Raw genomic sequence first — 20,614 nt, forward strand, 5'->3', positions numbered from 1 at the left:
GACGTCCCCGAGGTGAGAGCCGCTGACGCGCTGGCCCAGGAGTTCCTGCCGCCTCTGTCACAGCGGTCCCGCCGTACGTTGTGAGAGTTCGGGGGAATGCCGACGAGGGAGGCGAGGACGAGATCGTTCTCCACCCACCTCGTCCACGTCACCTCGTTCCCTGACGTGCCGGGCCCGGTGCTCCCGCAGGCCGGCATCGCCGTCACACGAGCGCCCGCACGAACGTCGTGACGGCACGCACGATCCTCTCCGCGAGGTAACAGGCTCCGGACGAGACGGCTGACCCACAGGGTCATCGGCTCGCCCGGGCGATGACCTCCTCGGTCGTCAGCGGCGCCCTGGGGTGACGGGTCAGGCACATAGGCGTACGCACCTTCGTGAACCTCGCGCCCTCAGGTGCGACGTAGAACTGACCGCTGCGAAGCGAACCGATGTCATCGGCCCTGCCGCCCTTGACGCGGGCCATCGCCTTCGCGGCCTCGATCTGCACATCCGCATTGAGCAGGCCGTAGAACTGTGTCGCGGCGTTGCCCGGGATCCGGTTGTGCAGGCCCTTGGGTGCCTGGGTCGCGAACACCAGCCCGAGCCCGTATTTCCGGGCCTGGGACGCCAACGCGAGTGTGCTCTGCGTGCACGCGGTCACGGCGCCCGAGGGGGCGAAGGTCTGCGCTTCGTCCATGACGAAGAGCCCACCGAGGGGCCGGTCACCGGCGGGGTTCTTCTTGATCCAGGCGAACAGCGCCATCTGCAACTGGTTCACGAAGGACTGCCGCTCGGAGTCACCCTGCAGCCCCACGAAACTGATGACCGAAACCCGCGCCCGCTTTCCCGCGGCCGGAGTGAGGAGCCGCCCTGGATCGACCGGCTCGCCTTCTCCTCCGAACAGTGGATCGGTCACGGCAGCGGCCCGGAGCACCTGGGCGAGCCCATCCGCGATCTTCGCCGCCCCGCTGATCTGGCTGATGTCCTCGGGGAAGTCCGAGAGCAGATGTATCAGCCCGTCGAGGCCGCCGTTCTTGTACTTTCCGAAATGGACGACCGCCTCCATGAGCACCGCCCGGGCGACCTGGGACTTGCTGCTGCCGCCTTCCGCCTTCGCCCGTGGGGTGAGCGCCGCCATGGCGGCGTGAACGGCTTCGTTGAACTCGTCGACGTCGTCCCGGACGCTGGAGAAGTCGGGCAACGGCTGGAAGGCCAGCGGACGACCCTTCTCCCTGCGTGGTGTCCAGACCACGACATCGGTGTCCGCGATGTAGCGAGCCGCCCGGTCCTCATCCCCCGGGCCCCAGGCGGAAGGTGCTTCCGGCCATGCGTCACCGAGACGGGCGAGGTCGTTGTTCGGGTCGAGCACGATCGAGGACACGCCCTGAAGGGCGCACTCCTCGATGATCCGCCTGATCAGGACGGTCTTCCCCGAGCCGGATCCCGCGAAGATCGCAACGTGCTTACGGAGCGCCTCCAACTCGACGGAGACCGGATGCCCGCCATCGTCCGAGCGTCCCACGGTCAGCGACGGCACCGCGGCCGGCCTGCTTTCCGGAGAGCCGTCCGAGGTGCCGGTCTCGTGAGCCGGAAGAGGCTTCGCCCGTGCGGGTGGCTCCTCGGGGGATTTCGGGGCCCGAGGCTCCTGCGGAGCGGTCGGATCCGGCCAGTCACCCAGGGCGTCCTTGAGGAACCTGAGGTCGCCGACGGGTTTCCTGCTGGCGATCCACTGGTCGAGGTGCGCGACACTCTCCGCGAAGAGATCCCGCAGGGCGCACAGCACCTTGAGGTCCTCTTCGTCGGCCGCGATCACCCGGCCGCCCCTGGCGCGGAAGCCGGCGACCGCTTCCTGGGTGACCGGCCCGGAGTTCCACGGAATGTTCCGGACGATGATCAACCGGCGCTTGGGGCTCTCCTCCGCGAGACCGGCTTTGAGCACCGCCTTCCGGAGCCGGGTCAAAGCCGCGAGATGGTGCGTGGCGGCGATGCCGCGGAACGCCCAGTGGACCTCGTCCTCGGTCGCCTCGTTCAGGACCTGCCTGAGACCGGCGTGAAGAGAGGTCTTCCGGCCCATCGGCGGGTCGATCCGGTAGCGCGCGGACGTCCCGCGCTGCTCCACGATCCAGGCCCGGAGGCCCGCCGAGATCAGGCCGGGAAGAACCGTGTCCTCCCGTTCGGCGTCCAGCGCCCCACTGACGTCGGCCGAATCGGCCAGCATCGCGAACTTGATGTCGATCGCCTGAAGCGCTTGCTCATCGGGAGCATGCTTCACGGAACGATCGTGCACGGTCGAGGGCGCGTCGAGGCCGGCCAGCTCGGTGATCTCGCCGTCCTGGTACAGGCACTTCTGGATGTGCCTGTAGAGACATTCCAGGACCTCACGCGGGGTGTAGAACGGGGCTTGCGCGAAGGCCTCCGGCTTGATCGGCCACGTCGGGTACGGCCGGTCGAAGCCGATGTCCTTGAAGTGCTCAGCGAGTCGTACGGTGACGAGCTCCGCCCCGACCTCGGGGGTCGGGATGCGCCGAAGGAACGTGGCCTTCCGGAAGCGGTCCTTGAAACTTCTGACAGCCAGATCCTCGAGGATCATCCACGTCTCCGGCAGGCAGGAGAGAACCGTCAGGGTCCGGCTGGACACCTCGCGGAGGTTGGTCAGCCCGTGAACGAACCGGAGAACCGCCGAGGTCGCCGGACCGCTGGAGCCGCCGTCGGCGAAGAGGCTGCTCTGCGCGATGAACGCGTCGAGCTGGTCGAAGGCCATGACGCTCGGGCCGGTCAGCGCCAGCAGCCGCGAGATGTCACGGACGATCTCCTGCGGGGATTTGCGGACCTGCCGGAATCCCCACCCCTGCCGGTAGCTCTCGCCGTCCTCGATCGAGCAGATGTAGGACTCGCCGATGTCCATCAGGGCGTTGTCACCGGCCCCCAGGAGCACGAGGGCCCGGGCGACGTCCTGTGCCTCTCTGCCGACCCGGCGATCGATTCTGCCCAGGGCCTCGATGAACCGATCGAGGTCTTCGCGGGTGAGCGCCTGGTTACCGATGATCGTCTGCTGGGTCTTTCGCGGGAGCTGCATCAGGCCCGTCAGATTGCGCAGAAACCGCTTGAGCTGGGTCTCCTCGTCCGCGCCCACCCGGGCCAGCCCGTCCTGGATGGACACGACGGCGCTTTCCCAGAAGTTCCGGGCGTCGAGAACGCCCATGAGGAAGAAGTAACCGTCGCGCTGGACGGTCTGCTCGCGCAGCCAGCTCATCAGGTGCGTCTTCCCGCTTCCGGCGCCACCTTCGAGGACCACCCCGATCGGGCTGGTCACGGGAGAGTCGGCGGCGGCGTCCAGTCCCGAGCGAAGAGCGTGGGAAGCGGCCGGGTGCATCCCGGGCACGTGGAACGGAACCGGCTGCCAGACATCCTCGCTGGCGTTGACGGTCGAGAAGCTCTTGAGGCTTTTCAGCGCGTACCATTCGGTGACCATCGTCACGCTCCGACGCGGAACTGATGGTTGGGCGTGCTGCCGATGACGATCGCGGCGGCGTGGTCCTCGGGCCTCAGGTCGCCCACGATCGCGACGGGCTCGATGTCCGCACGCCCCTCCAGCATCATGGTGCGCAGAACGTCGTCCTGGAGATCCCGATCGATGTCGGTCAGGAGGGCTCGCAGCTTGGTCATCGAGACCCACCGGCCGGCACCGGGTGTGATCTTCGCATAGGCCTTGCGAATCCGGCCCTCCACCTCCTCCGGCGACACCGGCGACACCGGCGACACCGTCGTCACCGGTGCCCGAACGGGTTCGTCGATGGCCGAGGTCGCTGTTTTGGACACCAAGAGGGACCGCAGGTACAGAAGGGCCAGCGCCTTGCCCGACCGGGAGGACACCGGGATTCCCTTGCGCACCTCCTCGACGGCGCGCTCTTCACCGGCCGGGGTGATCGTGTACCACAGAGCTCGTGTTTTGGTCTCCGACTCGATCAGCTTGGCGTCGACGAGACCCGCACGGTTCTTGGCGTCGAGCTCCAGGCCCCATTCAGCCTTCAGCTCCTTGTGGGGCAACGCGGTTCCGAGCTCCCTCAGCACGAGCAGAGCTGCGACCTGCCGGTACGTGAGTCTTTCTTCGGACATCAGCCTGCTCTTTCGCTCATTCCGAGACGCCGTGCCCGGAGAAAATCGTTGATCTGGTGCAGAACTCCCCTTATGTCGCTCATCACCTGCTGGTTGGTGAATCGCAACACCGTGAACCCGTCACGCTCCAGGTGCCGGTCGCGAATCCGGTCACGCTCTCTCCGGGCGGACGTCGCGTGTTCCGGGCCGTCGAGTTCGACGACGCACTTCTCCCGGACCCATATCAGGTCCGTGCGGATCATGACGAACAAAGGGTCTTTGGATTTGTACGTCTGATTCCAGGTTCGGCCGTGAGCCCAGTCGCATTCCGCCAGGGCCGCCTCCAGCGCCTGTTCCACCGCACTGCCCGCGTGCGGCCTTCCGGCTATCGGCGGCACTCCCACCGTCGCGGTGGGTGGCGGTGCCGTCATCTCTTCGGCCAGTCTCCTGACCGCTGCGGGTACCTCCAGGTAGAGGGTTTCGACGCGGCGCAGTTCGGGGCCGACGAGCCAGACCCCCATGCCACTCCGGTGTGCCAGCCATTCGTATGCGGCAACCAGGATCGTCTCTCCATGGGAGGTCGGCTTCTCCGGCACGTAGACGACCAGCGCCGCCGATTCGCGGCCGAACGTGGAGGCGATGACCCGGGCCAGACCGGCGGCCCGCGACTCCGCGGGGAACGATCGTCCCTTCGGACCGGGCCGTCCGGGGACCAGCGGGCCGCGGTGCTGAATGGCCCGGGAGGCGAGATCGGCCAGGAACGGTCCGAAATGACGGGTGCCTGATGCGAGACGCATCGCGAGGATCCTCGCCGCCGCCACTCCGCCACCGCCGGGGCCGGAAAGCTTCTCCCCTCCGGGTAACCAGGCCGGGAAAAGCCCGATGGCCAGTGTTTCCAGATCGCAGAGAATGGAGTCCACCATCTCTGAGGCGGAATGACCTTCGGTTGCGGTGTGGGTGATGACGGCGGGGCCGGTCTCGGGAAGGGGATTCAGCACCGATTCCATAACATTGATGTCGATGGTGGAATCGACTCCGGCGAGGCGGAGCAGGCTCCCGACCGGGAGATCACCCCACGGCAATGGCACGCCGGCCCCCTTCGGACACTCCGCTGAAACGTGACTTTGCGAAGGGTATAGGGCACGCGAGATGACGAGCGGGAAATCCAAAGATGTCTTTTGTTTCGGAGGTTACAAAACCGTCTCAACGGTCACCCTGGGTGTGCGTGTCCCCGGCGAGTGGCGGTGGAGCGGGGGCCGGTCGTGAGGAGGGCTCGAGAGCTGAGACACCACCAGTGGGCCCGTTCGGGCCCACCTGGAATCGAACCAGGTAGAAGGAAGCTCCCCAATGGCCTCACGACCGGGACGCGAGGAAGGCGGGAAGGCTGGATCTTTACCGGAAGAGTGAGAAGGAAGCCCTCCCATGGCCTCGCGACCGCCACGTTATCAGGCGGGGATCAGCTCGTGCAGCGTCCCGGGCGTGTAAACCCGCGTGCCCGCAGGCAGGCCGGCGGGTGCCTGCAGGCCGATGTAGGTGGTGTGCCCGCCCCCCGGCCCCTTCCGTCGCAGCAGGCCGGCCAGGTACCGGACGCGCAGGTGGTCGCGTTCGACGATCGAGCGCACCAGCAGGGAGGTCGTGAGGCGGTTGCCCTCGACCTGGTTGAAGCGGGGAGCGCCCCTCAGGTAGAGGTGCAGCCACTTCACCCGCCAGGCGCCGTCGTCACCGCGCAGGAGGACGAACGGCAGGGCGACCCGTCCCGACCCGCGCAGGTCGGACTTCATCCGCACGGTGCGCGGCTCGAACGGCATCCCCTCCTGCCCGGCGTCCCTGGTCATGTAGCCGAAGAACGCCTCGGCGGCCTCGTCGAACGCCTCGCCGCTGTAGATGTGCACCTGCGGGATGACGATCGGCCGGGTCGCCCGCGCGAGGCGGACGTCGATGAACTCGCTCGCGCCGTCGGGGGCGTCGACGAGGTCGCCGGAGTAGTCGGCGAAGCCGTTGCCGTAGTTCGTCCACGAGATGTGCTCGGGATCGCCGTAGGAGGCGTCCAGCATCAGGGCCGACAGGTCGTAGTCGGTGCTCCGCTCGGCCTGCCGCCAGTGGACGAAGAACCGCAGCGACTCCCCGTCCACCGCCGACAGCGAGCCGCGCGGCAGCATGCCGAGCCCGGGCGCGACGGCCTTGCCGGACAGCGGCAGGGCGATGTCGAGCGCCTCGGGATCGACGATCAGCGTGCCGGGGTCGGGAAGGCGCCGGGTGATCTCCTCGTCCAGCAGGGTCACCGCCCGTGACACGACGTCCTCCTCGATCGGGGGGCGGGCGTCGTCCGTGGTCCACGCCCTGCCGTGCCGGTTGACGAAGACCCGTCCGGCCGCGGGGACGAGCCGGTTCTGCAGGTGCTCGCGCAGCGACAGCAGGACCCGGCCGGAGGCGCCCGCCGCGGCCCTCTCGGCGGCGTCCAGTACGGCCGAGGCCGGCGATCCGGTCCGCAGCAGGTGGTCGAGACGGCGCAGCAGCGCGCCGGGGCTCCTCTCCAGCAGGTCGACCGCCTCACCGGTGCGACCGGCCGACAGGGCCTCCTCCACCCGGCTGTCGAGACCGCGTGCCCGGCGCAGGCCTCTGGCGACCTCGAAGACGTGCGCGGCGCGCGGGAGGCGCGGGTACTCGCCGGGGTGGAGCCGTTCGCCGAGCCGCTTCCACTGCTCCCGGTACCGGGGGACGTCGCCGAGCCTCGCGGGGGAGGCGACCGCGTCCAGGGCCTGCAGCAGAGCGCGGCGCTCGGCCCGGCGGAACGAGCGGAACCTGGTGGGGACGGCCAGTGTGACGTCACCGCCGGAGCAGCCGCAGGCGAGCCGGAGCACGTCGGTCACCGTGTCCACGAGCAGCGGGCGGCCCGCGGCCAGGCGCACCTCGTTGACGACGGCGCGGTTCTCGCGCACCGGGATGCGTTCGGGCTCGTCGTCGCAGAACGCGGCCAGCGACCGCAGCGCGGTCAGGTCCTCGGCCGCCGGCGGAACCTCCGAGCCCGCCAGCGAGTGGTAGAGCTCGCGCGCCTCCGCCCCCAGGCTCCCGCCGAGTTCCAGCACGGTCACCCGGTCGCCGGCCAGGGGGACGAGCTCGGCGTGCGCGGCCAGCAGGTCGGCGTAGGTGTGCCGGTAGCGGCCGTAGCCGGGCAGCGTGAGCAGGTCCAGCACCGGTGACGGGACGGGCGTGGCGGCGACCGGGTCGAGCATGGCCTGCCGCAGCAACCCGGCCCAGAACTCCAGGGTGTCGGGCACGTTCCTCGGGAAGTCGATGAAGTACGCGTTGTGCCGGACGTGGTCGCCGGCCAGGTGGCGGACGGCCGCCAGGACCCGCACGCCGAGATCGACCACCGTCTCCCCGGGCAGCCTGCCCAGGCGTTCGAGCAGGGCCGCCGAGCACGTGAAGCCGACGCTCAGCAGCGCGGCGTCGAGCTGGCGCGCGGCCACCTCTCCCCAGCCGGGGGTGGTGGCGGCGGGCGCGTCGACGGGAACTCGAAGCCGCCTGGTGATGACGAGGCCTTCCAGAGTGTCCACGGATGCACCTTATAGCCGGACACATCCGGGCCCCGCGGGGTTTCCGCGCGGACGGACGGCCGTCCGGTGCCGGCCGCGTACGCGAAGAGGGTCGGCGCGCCCCCGTCCTGCGGGGCGGGGGCGTGGCCGGGTCAGCGGTGCTGCCGCGCCCAGTGGCGCAGGACGAAGCCCACGACGACGAGGAACAGCAGGACCAGCGCGATGTCCAGGGGGTTCACCATGCCGGGCCCACTGCCCCGCCGCGGGGGGCCGTAACACGTCCGGTCCGTCCGGTCGCGATAAATCCCTAGTAAATATGTAGGAATAGTTGGTATTCTCTTCTCAGCGGCACACGCTGCGATGCGGCCCACCCGCACACGCCCATCGAAAGGTGTCAGAAGATGACCCGGCTCCATGACCACGAGACGCCCGCCGTCACCGGCGATTCCTACCGGCACATCGACGTCACGCGGGTCGGCGGCGTGATCGGCGCGGTCGTCGGCGGCATCCGGGTGGGCGGCGACGTCGACGCGGCGGCGGTCGCCGAGCTGCGCACCGCGCTGCTGCGCCACCGTGTGGTCTTCCTGCGCGACCAGCGGCATGCCACCGACGCCGACCAGCACGCGTTCACCGCCCTCCTCGGCACCGTCACCAAGCCCCACCCGACGGTGACCGGCGACGGTGAGGCCGTGCTCCCGATCGACTCCCAGCGGGGCAAGGCCAACAGCTGGCACACGGACGTGACCTTCGTCGACCGGATCCCGGCGATCAGCGTGCTGCGCGCCGTCACGCTGCCGCCCTACGGCGGGAGCACGGTGTGGGCCAACACGGTGGAGGCGTACCGGCGGCTGCACCCCGGCCTGCAGGCGCTGGTGGGCCGGCTGCGCGCGGTCCACTCGAACCTGTACGACTACGCGGCGCAGACCCCGACGATCGGCGGCGTCGACGTCAGGGAGCAGGAGTACCGCGACCAGTTCCGCAGCAGCGAGTTCGAGACCGAGCACCCCGTCGTCCGCATCCACCCCGAGACCGATGAGCCCTCGCTGCTGCTCGGCCACTTCGTCAGGTCGTTCACGGGCCTGAGCCGCACCGACTCCGACGACCTGTTCGCGCTGCTGCAGCGGCACGTCACCCGCCTGGAGAACACGGTGCGGTGGAACTGGCGCGACGGCGACATCGCCATCTGGGACAACCGGGCCACCCAGCACTACGCCGTCGCCGACTACGACGACCTGCCGCGACGTCTCCACCGCATCACGGTGGCCGGCGACGTCCCGATCGGCATCAACGGCGACACCAGCGTGGTCCGCAAGGGCGACGCCGGCGCCTTCTCGCCCGTCGCCGCCTGAGCGACGGCCCGTCCGGTCGTGCAGAAGGCCGAACGGGCCGCCGGTCGTACGGTTCCTGAGACGTTCATCAGCGTCTCTCAGCCCGCTCACAGGCGGACCTGGAAACCTGGTGCCGACGAGACCCCCGCCGGGTCGTCGCCGCGACCGGTGCGGCCGGCGGGGCGCGCCCGGTGCGGGGCCTGGTCGCAGCGGTCCGTCCTCGCCGCCCACGCCTCGTCCGACGGTACGGAAGCGAGGGGGCGGCCATGGCGTTGCGGACGCGGTTCACGGAGCTGCTCGGGGTACGGCACCCGATCGTGCTGGCGCCGATGGGAGGGTCGGCCGGTGGCGCGCTGGCGGCGGCCGTCTCCCGCGGGGGCGGGCTCGGGATGCTGGGCTCCGGGGACGGGGAGCGGGAGTGGCTGGAGCGCGAGTCGTCGATCCTGGCCTCGGGAACCGACCGGCCCTGGGGTGTCGGTTTCCTGACCTGGGCGATCGACGTCGGCGCGGTGGAACGTGCGCTGGAGTACGCCCCCCGGGCCGTCATGTTCTCCTTCGGCGACCCCGGCCCGTTCGTGGGACCCGTCCTGCGGTCGGGGGCGGTCCTGATCGTCCAGGTCACCGATGAGGAGGAGGCCCGGCGCGCCGTCGACCTGGGCGCCGACGTCGTCGTGGCGCAGGGGACCGAAGCCGGTGGCCACGGTGCCCGGCGCGGGCGTTCCACGCTGCCGTTCGTCCCCCTCGTGGTGGATCTCGTCGCGCCGGTGCCGGTGCTGGCGGCCGGTGGGATCGCCGACGGCCGCGGCGTGGCCGCGGCCCTGGCCCTGGGCGCCGCCGGTGCGCTGATCGGCACCCGCTTCCAGGCCACCGCCGAGGCCCTGGTCGATCCCGCGATCACCAGGGCGATCGTCGAGGGACGGGGGCGCGACACCGAGCGCGGCAGCGTGCTGGACATCGTCCGCGGCTCCGGGTGGCCGCCGGAGTACACCGCGCGCACCCTCGGCCACCCCTACCTCGATCGCTGGCGTGGCCGTGAGGCCGAGCTCGCCGCCGACCCCCGGGCCGGGCGGGACTACCGGGAGGACCTGGCCCGGGGGGTCATCCCCCCGCTGCCGGTCTGGGCCGGCGAGGCCGTCGACCTCGTCACCGACCGGCCCTGCGCGGCCGACCTCGTCGCCACCCTGGCCGCCCAGGCCGAGGACGCCCTCGGCCGGGCCGGAAGGCGCTGACCGGTCCGTTCCCCGCGCCGCACCCCCGGCGGTCAGCCGGCCGAGGGCCGGTTGTGGATCGCCCGGTAGCGCGACGGCGGGATCCCGTACCGGTCCACGAACGCCTGACGGAGTGTCTCGGCCGTCCCGAACCCGCACCGTGCCGCCACGCGCGGCATCGGCAGGGACGTGCTGGACACCAGGTGGGCGGCCGCCTCGATGCGGGCATGCCGGACGAAGCGGCCCGGTGACTGCCCCAGATGCGTGATGAACAGCCGGGTGAGGTGCCGCGGGCTCACGCCGGCCGCGTCCGCCAGCGCGGTCGTGGTGAGATCGCCGGCGAGGTTCGCGCTGACATGGTCCATCACCTGGCGGACCAGGTCGTGGTCGGGGGGAGGGGCGCTGGTGAACATGCTCACCTGCGCCTGGTTGCCCGGACGCTGGAGATAGGTCACCAGGACGCGCGAGACCAGCCGGGCGAGCTCGGCGCCGTGGTCCTCCTCGATGAAGGACAGGGTCAGGTCCAGGGCGCTGGTGACGCCCGCCGACGTGATCACCGCGCCGTCGCGGATGTAGATGGGATCGGGGTCCACGCTGATCAGGGGATGGCGGGCGGCGAGCTCACCGGCGAACCACCAGTGGGTGGTGGCGCGCCTGCCGTCCAGCAGGCCCGCGGCCGCCAGGATGCTCGCCCCGGTGCACACCGACGCCACCCGGCGGCTCTCCCGCGCCAGCCGCCGGACGTGGGCGACGATCAGCGGATCGGCGGCGGCGCGCCGGTACCCCCAGCCTCCGGAGACGACCAGTGTGTCGATCGGCCCGGTGAGCCGTTCGAGCGACCGGTGGCTCTGCAGCGTCATGCCCCCGCTGCACACGACCGGCTGCCCTCCGGGGCTGGCCATCCTCGTCCGGTACGGGGGACGCACCTCCCCGACCATGTTCGCCATCGACAGGGTCGTGGTGACGCACGCGATGTCGAGGAGTTCCGCGTCGTCGTAACCGACCACCACGATCTGGCGCTCGTCCATCGTTCGAGCATAGATCGGAAGGACCGGTGTCCCAAGTGCCCGGATCCCGTGCGGTTCCGGGCGCGCGGACGGGCGGAACGGACCGGCGCGGCCGCCGCCCGGGACCTGCCCCACCGGCGGCGCGGGCGGGTCGTGGCGCGCTCGTTCGCGGAGTGGTGCGGCGTCCTCGGCCTCCCGCCCGGGCCGTCGGTGCCCTTGCCGGCCCGAGACCCGTCCCGGTCCGGGAACCGGGTGGTTGTAGTGGGTGGCGTGGTGGATGGCGGGGTGGGTGACGGGGGAGTCCACCACGGCACGCGGCGAGGCGGCGGTTGACGGCCGGTCCGGGCCCCTGTATAAAACCACTTGGTTATTGAACGAAGGGGTTATGTACATGAGCCCGGACCTGCTCGATGCGACGTTCGCCGCGCTGGCCGATCCGACGCGGCGGGCCATCCTGGCCCGGCTGGCCTCGGGGGAGGCCACGGTGACGGAGCTGGCCGCGCCGTTCCGGATGAGCCAGCCGGCCGTCTCCAAGCACCTCAAGGTGCTGGAGCGGGCCGGCCTCGTCTCGCGCGGCCGCGACGCGCAGCGGCGGCCGTGCCGGCTGGAGGCGCGCTCGCTCAAGGCCGCGACCGACTGGCTGGAGAACTACCGCCGCTACTGGGAGGAGAGCTACCAGCGACTGGACGCGCTGTTCGACGAACTCAAGGCCGAGGAGGGCACCCGCGGGGGCAAGCCGGAAGGGGCCTCGTGAACGGAGCCGGAGCCCTGGAGGTGACGACGCCGACCGACAGGGAGATCGTGCTGACCCGCGTCTTCGACGCCCCCCGGCGCATGGTGTTCGACGCGTGGACCAGGCCCGAACTGCTCGTGCGGTGGTACGGCGCCCGCGGCTGGAACCTGGTCGTCTGCGAGGTCGACCTCCGCGTCGGCGGCCGCTGGCGCTTCGTGTCCCGCGGCCCCGGCGGCGCGGAGATGGGACAGGGCGGCGTGTACCGGGTGGTCTCGCCCCCCGGCCGCCTGGTCCACACCGAGACGTTCGACGACCAGTCCTACCCCGGGGAGACGCTGGTCAGCCACGCGTTCACCGAGCGGGACGGCAGGACCACCCTGACCAGCACGGTGCTGTACGCCACCCGCGAGGGCCGCGACATCGTGCTCGGCTACCCGATGGCGCGCGGTGTCGCCGAGGGCTACGACCGGCTCGCCGGGCTGCTCGCCCGGACGCCCGGCCGGTCCGGGAACCCCCGGCCGGAACACGACCTCCTGGCCGGGACCGGCCAGGGGCACGCGACGAAAAGGTGAACGATCATGAATTGGACGCTGGAAGTGGTGGTGGTCCCCGTCTCGGACGTGGACCGCGCGAAGACCTTCTACGCCGAACGGCTCGGCTTCACCGTGGACCACGACACCAGGGTCGGTGACGAGGTGCGCATCGTGCAGCTGACCCCTCCGGGGTCGGGCTGCTCGGTCGTCATCGGGAAGGGGTTCGTCGAGGACATGCCGCCCGGCTCGCTGCGAGGGCTGCAGCTGGTGGTCCCGGACATCCACAAGGCGCATGCCGAGCTCGCCGGGCGCGGGGTGGAGGTCGGCGAGATCCAGGTCCTGGGCGAGAACCCGAGGCCCATGCCCGACCCCCTCGACAACGTCGGGTTCTTCTTCTTCAGCGACCCGGACGGCAACGGCTGGGCCGTGCAGCAGATCTCCGATCGCGGGTAGCGCGGGCCGGATCCGGGGAGGGGGCGCCGTACCGGCCGGGCATGGCCGGTGACCCCGGGGGGCGGCCGGGACGATCCGATGATCGTCGGTCCCGGCTCCGGCGAGGGGAGCCGGGACCCCGCGCCCGGGTGGCGTGCACGGCGTGACGCAGCGGCTCCGGCCGGGGGGAGACCCGCGGGCGGCGCCGGGACCCCGCAGGAGTCAGGCGTAGAGGAACCAGTAGCCGTGCTCGGGGTTGCAGGTGTACGAGGTCCACCAGCCGCTGGAGATGCCGAGGTTGCCCACCCGGTGGCAGTCCCAGTCGTAGTAGTAGACGTTCCTGAGGGTGGCGGCCTCGGCCGGTGCCGCCCCGAGGGCGACCGTCAGGCCACCGGCCAGAACCACCGAGGCGAGCAGGGCACGTGCTTTGGCCATGAGTCCTTCTTTCTCGTGCGCGACGGGCGTTCCACCGGAAGGCCCCGTCTCCCCCCGGGACGGCGGGCACCGGAAGTATCACATCGGCGATCATCCGGGTACAGGTCACGCCCGATCGTCCCGGCCGGTGGGGGGAGGCGCGCAGGTGGGGGCGGGGGGTGGGGTGCGGCGGGGTGAAACGTTCACCGCCCCGTCCCGGGGGAGCCGTCCTCGAGGAATCCCGCCCCGGGAACGGCCCCCGGAAGCCGCGTCCGGACGTCGAGCCCGGGGTCGTGTCCGGGTGCGGCCCGCGAGGGACGCCCGGGGGAGCCGCCCACGGGAGCCGCCTTCGGGAAAGCCGCCCCCCGGGAGCCGTCACGGGAGCCGTCACGGAGCCGTCACGGAGCCGTCACGGAGCCGTCACGGAGCCGTCACGGAGCCGTCAGGGTGTCCCCACGCGGCGCAGTTCCAGCAGCTCGCTGCGGTAGTCGGGGCCGTTGGGGAGCCAGGACGGCAGGATGAGCCCGTGGGCCGTCAGCGTGCGGCCGTGCCAGCGGGAGCCCACCGGCGCGGTCGTCGCCGCCTCGCTCGTCACGACCTCGTAGACGGCCTCGGGGTCGAGCCCGGCCAGGCGCAGCCGCCTCGGTGGCCGCCCGTCCAGCGTGAACGGGTTGTAGGCGAGCACCACGACCCGGTCGTCCAGGACGTACTGCACGGCCGAGGCGGTCAGGCCGGGCGTGCCCGCCAGGCGGTACAGGCGGCCGTGCTGCACGACCGGGCGGATCGCCTTGTAGGCCGCGACCAGGCCGGCGGCCTCGGCCAGCTCCTCGGCGCTCCACGCCGTCAGGTTCCCGCCGATGCCCAGGATCCCGGCCATCGCGACGTGGAAGCGGTAGCGCAGCGGCACCCGCCTGCGGGTGTGCGGGTTGGGGCTGTCGGTCACCCAGGCCGACATCGTCCCGGCCGGGTACAGGTACGAGAAGCCGTGCTGGATGGTCTGCCGGTCGCGGGCGTCGGTGTTGTCGGAGGTCCACACCAGGTCGGTGCGGCGCAGCACGGCCAGGTCGACCCGGCCGCCGCCCCCCGAGCACGACTCGATCCGCAGGCCGGGACGGCGCCGGCGCAGCTCGTCCATGACGGCGTGGACGCCGTCGGTGTGCTCGATCCAGAGCATGTCCGCGCGCTCCCCGGCCTCGGGCCAGCCCGCCTGGCTGAAGCTGCGGTTCATGTCCCACTTCAGGTAGGCCAGGTGGTACTCGCCCACCAGGCCGTCGAGCCAGCCGATCGCCCACTCGCGCACGTCGGTACGGGCGAAGTTGAGCACGAGCTGGTTGCGCATGGTGTCGCGGCGCCGCCCGGGGTGGTGCAGGACCCAGTCCGGGCGGTCGCGGTACAGGTCGCTGTCGGGGTTGACCATCTCCGGCTCGACCCAGAGCCCGGGGACCATGCCGAGGGCGCGGACCCCGTCGAAGAGGCGGGTGAGCCCGTCGGGGAAGCGGCCGGGGCTGGGCCACCAGTCCCCGAGGCCGCGCGAGTCGCGGTCGCGGGTCCCGAACCAGCCGTCGTCCACCACGAACAGCTCGGCGCCCAGTCCGGCGGCCCTGGCGGCCAGTTCGAGCTGGCCCGCCTCGGAGACGTCGAAGCCGGTGGCCTCCCAGGAGTTGTAGAGGACCGGCCGCTCCTCGTCCGGCGCGGGCAGGACGTGGCCGCGGGTGTAGGCGTGCCAGGCCCGGCTCGCGGCACCGTACCCTCCGTCGGCGTACAGGCCCAGCGCGGACGGGGTGCGCAGGCGCTCGCCCGGCGCCAGGTGCGCGTGCGGCCCGTCGTGGCCGGAACCGCAGGTCACCGCGACGTCGCCCTCGGACCGGTGCTGCGCGGTGAGCCGCCAGGAGCCGCTCCAGGCCAGCGCCACGGTCCACACCTCGCCGCTCTCCTCGGTGGCGTCCCCGGCGTCGATCATGATCCACGGGTTGGCGCGGTGGCCGGTGGTGCCGGTCCTGCTGGTGAACGTCGTCTCCCCGACCGGCAGCCCGGTCCGCTGGAGCTGCGTCTCGCGTCCCCACGCCCCGAAGACCCCGGTACAGCGGTGGGCGGGCCGCTCGGGAAGGACCCAGCTGCCGGAGTCGAGCCTGCCGAACCGCACCGGGGCCGCGCCCTCGTTGGCCACCGTGACCCACCGCTCGACGACGTCGGTGTCCTCGGCGCAGCGCACGTGCAGGCCCACCCGCAGGCCGTACGCCTCGTCGCGCAGGACCAGCTCGATCTCGCCGGGCCCCGTGACGGCCTCCACGTAGGACAGCTCGACCGAACGCACCCCGCCCTCGTAGACGGCCTGCAGCGACGGCACCCCCCAGCGCCGCCCGCCGTCCACCGGCAGCAGCTCGTCGACGTCGCGCGGGTCGAGGAACCCCGTCTCCTGGCGCGGGATCGGGAACCGCGCGGCCTCGGCCAGTGCCGCCTCGGGCAGCCTCGGCCCCCAGTACCACTGCACGACGCGGACGTCGGTGCCGACGTCGGCGCCGGTCTCCACGCCGAACAGGTACGTGGAGGCCGGGGTGACGGCCGCCCAGGTGCGTTCGGCCACCGGGGTGATGGGCATGCTCTGCTCCGCTCGTGAGGGGCCACCGCCGGCACCGGCGGGACGGCGGGACGCCGAGGAGGTCCTGGCCAGACACTAACGGGCCGGGAACGCGGTGGCCGGCGGCCGGGCGGTCAGGACGGCGGGGTCCCCTCGCGGCCCTCGCGGGAACCCGCGTACGCCCGCCGCCGGAACCGCGCCAGCCATCCGGGCATGCGGAGCTCGGGATGGGCGTTCAGGACCGGGTCGAAGGAGACGTCCGGCAGCGGGGGCCCGCCGTCGACCGTCAGCGTCGCCAGGGTCCACGGCCGCCCGCGCGAGGGCAGGGCCCGCAGGTGGAAGGTGAGGCGGCCACCGCTCAGCCGGACGAGGTCCGGCGGCACCGGCGGGCCCGACGGGTCGGCCACCAGGCGGAGCCTTCCCTTGCGGTGCACGTAGGAGACGAGGGTGGAGTACCGACCGGCCGTGAAACCGCCGCGCGGGAAGGGCAGCCGGTCCAGCGGCGGGAGCGGGGTGCAGGTGGACAGCAGCAGGTCGAGGTCGCGGCCGGGCCCGGCGCCGTCCGGGACGCGTACGGCCAGGCCGAGCACGTCGGGCAGGGCCCCCGGCGTCGAGGTCGACTTGGACAGGCGGACGGTGACCTCCGTCCGCCCCGGCCGGTCCAGGACGCCGACGCCCAGGGGCCTGGACGTCTCCGTCCCGACGGTCAGGACCCCGCTCAGGGTGATGCCCCCGGGGTGCAGCGCCCTTCGTCCCCGGCGCGCCCTGGCGACCGTTCGGGCGAGACGGTGGGTCACGCTGTCACCGTGCCTGAGCACGGCCGAGTTCGGTGATGACATCCGGGATCCGTGCCCGCCGGCGTGGCCGTGACACCTTCGGCCCCGGGCCGTCTCCCACGGGCCCGGCCGGGGCCCGGCTTCCCTCGTCCAAGCCGGGACCCGGCCGCTCAACCGGTGGCGAGCCGCTCGGCTTCGTGGTGCAGCACCTCGACCAGGATCAGTTCCAGACGAAGGTCCGGATCCGCGAGGATGTCCGACGGTGTCATCACATACCTCCAGCCTCGCAGGTGGGGACGCTCCGCCGGGCCGTGCGGTTACCCGTCATAGCGGGCCGGTATGAAGACGCCCGCCACCGCCCCGCCACCGCCCCGCCACCGCTCCGGCCACCGCTCCGGCCCGCCCCACCGGCCCGCAGGCTCCAGGCGCGTCAGTTCGTGCCCGGCTCCGCCCAGAAGAGCGTCCCGGAACCGCTCAGCTCGATCGGCCCGTACGAGGCGGGCACGAACACCGACTCGCCGGGACGCAGGGTGTGCCCGCCGCCCTCGACCTCGCCGGCGGTGCAGAGCAGGATGCGCGGCGGCCCGCCCCGCAGGACGAGGCCGGAGCCGGGCACGGCCGTGCCGAGCCGGAACTCGGGCGCGGGGGTGCGGTAGAGGCCGTCCTGCGGCTCGATCCGCAGCGCCGGGACCGAGGGGTCGGTGACCCGCAGCAGTTCCTCCACGTCCATCGGCTTGCCGGTCAGCCCGGCGCGCAGCACGTTGTCCGAGCCGCCCATGATCTCCACGCCGAAGCCGCTGAGGTAGCAGTGCAGGACCCCCGCGCCGAGGAAGATCGCCTCACCCGGCCGCAGGTCGTGGCGCCGCAGGAACAGCGGTGCCAGGCAGGCCGGGTCCTCGGGATGGATCCCGGCCAGCCGGACGACCAGCTCGTGGTCGGGGCCGCCGTCGGCCGACGCGGCCCGCGCGATCGCGTCCAGCAGCTCGGCCCGGCCCTCCTTGGGCCACTCCACCAGCGCGCGCAGCGCGGCGGAGGTGTCCCCGGCCGCCAGCGGGGCGACGATCGGCTCCAGCGCCGGCAGGCCCAGCCCGCCGATGAGCGCGGCGGCCTCCCCGGGCGGCCGGAACCCGGCCAGCGCGGTGAACGGGGTCAGCGCGCAGATCAGTTCCGGCTTGGGGAACGGGTCGACGTAGGTGCCCCGGGCGAAGCCCTCCTCGGCCTGCTCCCGCGAGGGGTGCACCTGCAGCGACAGCGGCAGGTCCACCGCGATCAGCTTCAGCAGGTACGGCAGCCGGGAGCCGAACCGCTCGACGGTCTCAGGGCCCAGCTCGGCCACCGGGTCGGCGGCGACCGCGTCGGCGAGGGAGTGCCAGGTCCCGTCCCGCAGCACCGACGAGGACCCCGACGGGTGGGTGCCGAACCACATCTCCGCCTCGGGCCGCTCGGCCGGGGACGGCCGCCCGGTCAGCGTGGCGATGGCCGTGTGCGATCCCCAGTCGTAGTTCTTCACCGGGTTGCGCAGGAGGCCGATCGTGCCGGCCGTCGCGCGGGCGGCGGGGGTACGGGAGTCGTTCATGATCGTCTTGTGTCCCTGGGTCCGTGAGGGGAGGCCGAATGAGTAGCGCAGAACGCCGATGCTACGCGCCTCGCCTGCCCGGTTCCCCGGCGACCGCGATAGGGGGGCACGGGCGTCCCACCCCTGCCGTAGGTCCGAGATGAGGGGTTTTCAGGTGATACGGGGTCCTGGAGACTCCGCTGGGAAAGGGCCCTGACGCGTCCATGGCCTCACCGTTCCCGCCCCTGGCGCGCCGTTTCGCGCGAGGGGCCACCCCGGAAGGAGACAGTGAGATGAGCATGCGCCCGCTCGGAATCGACGGTGCGTGGGTGTTCGAGCCGAAGGTGTACCCCGACGACCGGGGCAGCTTCCACGAGTGGTTCCGCGAGGGGGACCTGAGGGAGGCCGCCGGTCAGGGGATGTCCCTGGCGCAGGCGAACTGCTCGATCTCGCGGCGGGGCACCCTGCGCGGCGTCCACTTCGCCGACGTCCCGCCGAGCCAGGCCAAGTACGTCACGTGCGTCCGGGGCGAGGTCTTCGACGTGGTCGTCGACATCCGGGTGGGATCGCCCACCTTCGGGCGGTGGGAGGCGGTGCTCCTGGACGACGAGGAGCACCGCGCCGTCTACATCTCCGAGGGGCTCGGGCACGCCTTCATGGCGCTGTCCGACGACGCCACCGTGGTGTACCTCTGCTCCGAGGGGTACGCGCCCGGACGCGAGCACGGGATCGACCCGATGGACGCGGAGCTGGGGATCGAGTGGCCCGCGGGGGTGAGGCCCCTGCTGTCGCCCAAGGACGCCTCGGCCCCGACGCTCGCCGAGGCCCGCCGTTCGGGCCTGCTCCCGCGCTACGAGGAGTGCGACCTGCTGTACGCCAAGCTGCGCAGCTGAGACCGCACGCCCACCGGGCCCGCCCGTACACCGGAGCGGGCCCGTCGCCCGTGCATCGGACCGGGCGGGACCGGACCGGATCGGGGCCGGGCCGTGGAGCGGATCCGTCCGTCGTCCTCGCCGCGCCGTCCCGCGCACCGGGCGGCGAGGGACGGCACGGGACGGCACGGGGCGGGGCGGCGCGGACGGCGCGGCGGCGGGGTCAGACGGCCCGCACACCCGCCTTGAGCGGCTCCCACCAGGCGCGGTTGTCCCGGTACCAGTCCACGGTCTCGGCCAGGCCGGTGGTGAAGTCCTTCGCCGGCCGGTAGCCGAGCTCTTTCTCGATCTTGCTCCAGTCGACCGAGTAGCGACGGTCGTGGCCCTTGCGGTCCTCCACGTAGGCGATGCTGCTCTCGTCCGCGCCCAGCGCCTCCAGCAGCAGGTCGGTGAGCTCCCTGTTGCTGAGCTCGGTGCCGCCGCCGATGTTGTAGACCTCGCCGGGACGGCCCGAGGTGCGGACCAGCTCGATGCCCCGGACGTGGTCGTCCACGTGCAGCCAGTCGCGCACGTTGAGGCCGTCGCCGTACAGCGGGACCTTCAGCCCGTCGAGCAGGTTGGTGATGAACAGCGGGATGACCTTCTCAGGGAAGTGGTGGGGCCCGTAGTTGTTGGAGCAGCGGGTCACCCGCACGTCCAGCCCGTGGGTGCGGTGGTAGGAGAGCGCCAGCAGGTCACCGGCCGCCTTGGAGGCCGCGTAGGGTGAGTTGGGGCTCAGCGGGTCGGTCTCCGGCCAGGACCCCTCCGCGATCGACCCGTACACCTCGTCGGTGGAGACGTACACGAACGTCGCCTCCCGGCGCAGCGCGGCGTCCAGCAGCGTCTGGGTCCCCACCACGTTGGTCCGCACGAACGCGTCGGCGCCGAGGATCGACCGGTCGACGTGGGACTCGGCGGCGAAGTGCACCACCTGGTCGTGCGCGGCGACGAGCTCGCCGACGAGCCCGGCGTCGCAGACGTCGCCCTGGACGAAGGCGAAACGATCGCTGTCGCGGACCGTGTCGAGGTTGGCGGGATTGCCGGCATAGGTGAGCTTGTCCAGAACCGTGATTGTTTCCGGGCCGTCCGTGCCGAGAAGGGTACGAACGTAGTGGGAGCCGATGAATCCGGCGCCCCCGGTGACGAGAATTCTCATCGGAGATGCACCTCGCTGTGATCGCTGACGGGAGACCTGGTTCCGGGACCGTAGGCGCCGCGGGGGCGACGCCCCTCTGTTCATGCGCGGGCGCCCGAATTACGGCACGTGTCCCGGAACGGCTTTCAGCCGCGTTTCATCGTCACGGAATTCACGGGCCGCGCCTTCGACTGTAGGGCGCGGGATGCGGGGTGAGAAGCCCTGACCGGGGAAAAACAAATCACCGGCCGGAAATAGGGGGGCGAGGGGAGAGGGTAGGGGGTTGATGCCCTCTAAGAGCTGCTAACGCAATGAGTTGAGGCGACGCCAGCAGATCAGGGCACAGCCGAGGCTGAGGAAGGCTTCGTGGATGTCGTCGCGGACTTCCCAG

16 protein-coding genes are annotated in these 20,614 nt (G+C 71.8%); 6 read left to right on the plus strand and 10 right to left on the minus strand.

Annotation, left to right across the window (positions count from 1 at the left end):
- Window positions 1–292: 292 nt before the first annotated feature.
- From ACZ6RT_RS33245 to ACZ6RT_RS33260, 4 genes are all read right to left on the minus strand, one after another.
- On the minus strand, window positions 293–3,454 hold the full coding sequence (locus ACZ6RT_RS33245; RefSeq protein WP_470157859.1) for an ATP-binding protein: 3,162 nt from the start codon (window positions 3,452–3,454) through the stop codon (window positions 293–295).
- Between the two features lie 2 nt (window positions 3,455–3,456).
- Window positions 3,457–4,098 (minus strand): hypothetical protein, encoded by a 642-nt coding sequence (locus ACZ6RT_RS33250; RefSeq protein ID WP_470157837.1) that lies wholly within the window; start codon window positions 4,096–4,098, stop codon window positions 3,457–3,459.
- Window positions 4,098–5,165 (minus strand): DUF559 domain-containing protein, encoded by a 1,068-nt coding sequence (locus tag ACZ6RT_RS33255; protein ID WP_470157839.1) that lies wholly within the window; start codon window positions 5,163–5,165, stop codon window positions 4,098–4,100. The genes ACZ6RT_RS33250 and ACZ6RT_RS33255 overlap by 1 nt, the downstream gene beginning before the upstream one ends.
- Before the next feature lie 357 nt (window positions 5,166–5,522).
- Window positions 5,523–7,634: a TerD family protein gene (locus ACZ6RT_RS33260; RefSeq protein ID WP_470157841.1), complete on the minus strand. Its 2,112-nt coding sequence runs from the start codon at window positions 7,632–7,634 to the stop codon at window positions 5,523–5,525.
- Window positions 7,635–8,014: 380 nt separating this feature from the next.
- On the opposite strand from ACZ6RT_RS33260, the gene ACZ6RT_RS33265 reads away from it, so the two are divergent.
- Both ACZ6RT_RS33265 and ACZ6RT_RS33270 read left to right on the plus strand, forming a co-directional pair.
- Window positions 8,015–8,962 (plus strand): TauD/TfdA dioxygenase family protein, encoded by a 948-nt coding sequence (locus ACZ6RT_RS33265; protein ID WP_470157843.1) that lies wholly within the window; start codon window positions 8,015–8,017, stop codon window positions 8,960–8,962.
- 245 nt (window positions 8,963–9,207) lie between these two features.
- On the plus strand, window positions 9,208–10,170 hold the full coding sequence (locus tag ACZ6RT_RS33270; RefSeq protein ID WP_470157845.1) for an NAD(P)H-dependent flavin oxidoreductase: 963 nt from the start codon (window positions 9,208–9,210) through the stop codon (window positions 10,168–10,170).
- Between the two features lie 32 nt (window positions 10,171–10,202).
- Here ACZ6RT_RS33270 and ACZ6RT_RS33275 read toward each other — a convergent pair whose 3' ends face one another.
- Complete coding sequence (locus ACZ6RT_RS33275) at window positions 10,203–11,177, minus strand: GlxA family transcriptional regulator (RefSeq protein ID WP_399196872.1); 975 nt, start codon at window positions 11,175–11,177, stop codon at window positions 10,203–10,205.
- 370 nt (window positions 11,178–11,547) lie between these two features.
- On the opposite strand from ACZ6RT_RS33275, the gene ACZ6RT_RS33280 reads away from it, so the two are divergent.
- The 3 genes from ACZ6RT_RS33280 to ACZ6RT_RS33290 are packed head-to-tail and all read left to right on the plus strand — an operon-like array spanning window position 11,548 to window position 12,875.
- Entirely contained in the window at window positions 11,548–11,910 is a 363-nt protein-coding gene (locus ACZ6RT_RS33280; RefSeq protein WP_399196873.1) for an ArsR/SmtB family transcription factor, read from the plus strand.
- A complete protein-coding gene (locus ACZ6RT_RS33285) occupies window positions 11,907–12,461 on the plus strand; it encodes an SRPBCC family protein (RefSeq protein ID WP_399196874.1) in 555 nt (184 codons plus the stop codon). Before ACZ6RT_RS33280 ends, ACZ6RT_RS33285 begins: the two co-directional genes overlap by 4 nt.
- Window positions 12,462–12,467: 6 nt before the next feature.
- On the plus strand, window positions 12,468–12,875 hold the full coding sequence (locus tag ACZ6RT_RS33290; protein WP_399196875.1) for a VOC family protein: 408 nt from the start codon (window positions 12,468–12,470) through the stop codon (window positions 12,873–12,875).
- 201 nt (window positions 12,876–13,076) lie between these two features.
- On the opposite strand, the gene ACZ6RT_RS33295 is transcribed toward ACZ6RT_RS33290, so the two are convergent.
- The 4 genes from ACZ6RT_RS33295 to manA form a co-directional block, all read right to left on the minus strand.
- Complete coding sequence (locus tag ACZ6RT_RS33295; RefSeq protein ID WP_399196876.1) at window positions 13,077–13,289, minus strand: hypothetical protein; 213 nt, start codon at window positions 13,287–13,289, stop codon at window positions 13,077–13,079.
- A 421-nt stretch (window positions 13,290–13,710) separates the two neighbouring features.
- Window positions 13,711–15,867, minus strand: coding sequence for an alpha-galactosidase (locus tag ACZ6RT_RS33300; RefSeq protein WP_470157849.1), 2,157 nt, complete (start codon window positions 15,865–15,867; stop codon window positions 13,711–13,713).
- Between the two features lie 113 nt (window positions 15,868–15,980).
- Window positions 15,981–16,685: a hypothetical protein gene (locus ACZ6RT_RS33305; RefSeq protein WP_470157851.1), complete on the minus strand. Its 705-nt coding sequence runs from the start codon at window positions 16,683–16,685 to the stop codon at window positions 15,981–15,983.
- 367 nt (window positions 16,686–17,052) lie between these two features.
- A complete protein-coding gene (gene manA / locus ACZ6RT_RS33310) occupies window positions 17,053–18,198 on the minus strand; it encodes a mannose-6-phosphate isomerase, class I (protein ID WP_470157853.1) in 1,146 nt (381 codons plus the stop codon).
- 272 nt (window positions 18,199–18,470) lie between these two features.
- On the opposite strand from manA, the gene rfbC reads away from it, so the two are divergent.
- Complete coding sequence (gene rfbC, locus ACZ6RT_RS33315; protein ID WP_399196881.1) at window positions 18,471–19,070, plus strand: dTDP-4-dehydrorhamnose 3,5-epimerase; 600 nt, start codon at window positions 18,471–18,473, stop codon at window positions 19,068–19,070.
- 202 nt (window positions 19,071–19,272) lie between these two features.
- Here rfbC and rfbB read toward each other — a convergent pair whose 3' ends face one another.
- Window positions 19,273–20,244, minus strand: a complete 972-nt coding sequence (gene rfbB / locus ACZ6RT_RS33320; RefSeq protein ID WP_470157855.1) for a dTDP-glucose 4,6-dehydratase — start codon at window positions 20,242–20,244, stop codon at window positions 19,273–19,275.
- Between the last annotated feature and the right edge of the window lie 370 nt (window positions 20,245–20,614).

It is taken from the genome of Streptosporangium sp. NPDC050148, from assembly GCF_055586505.1.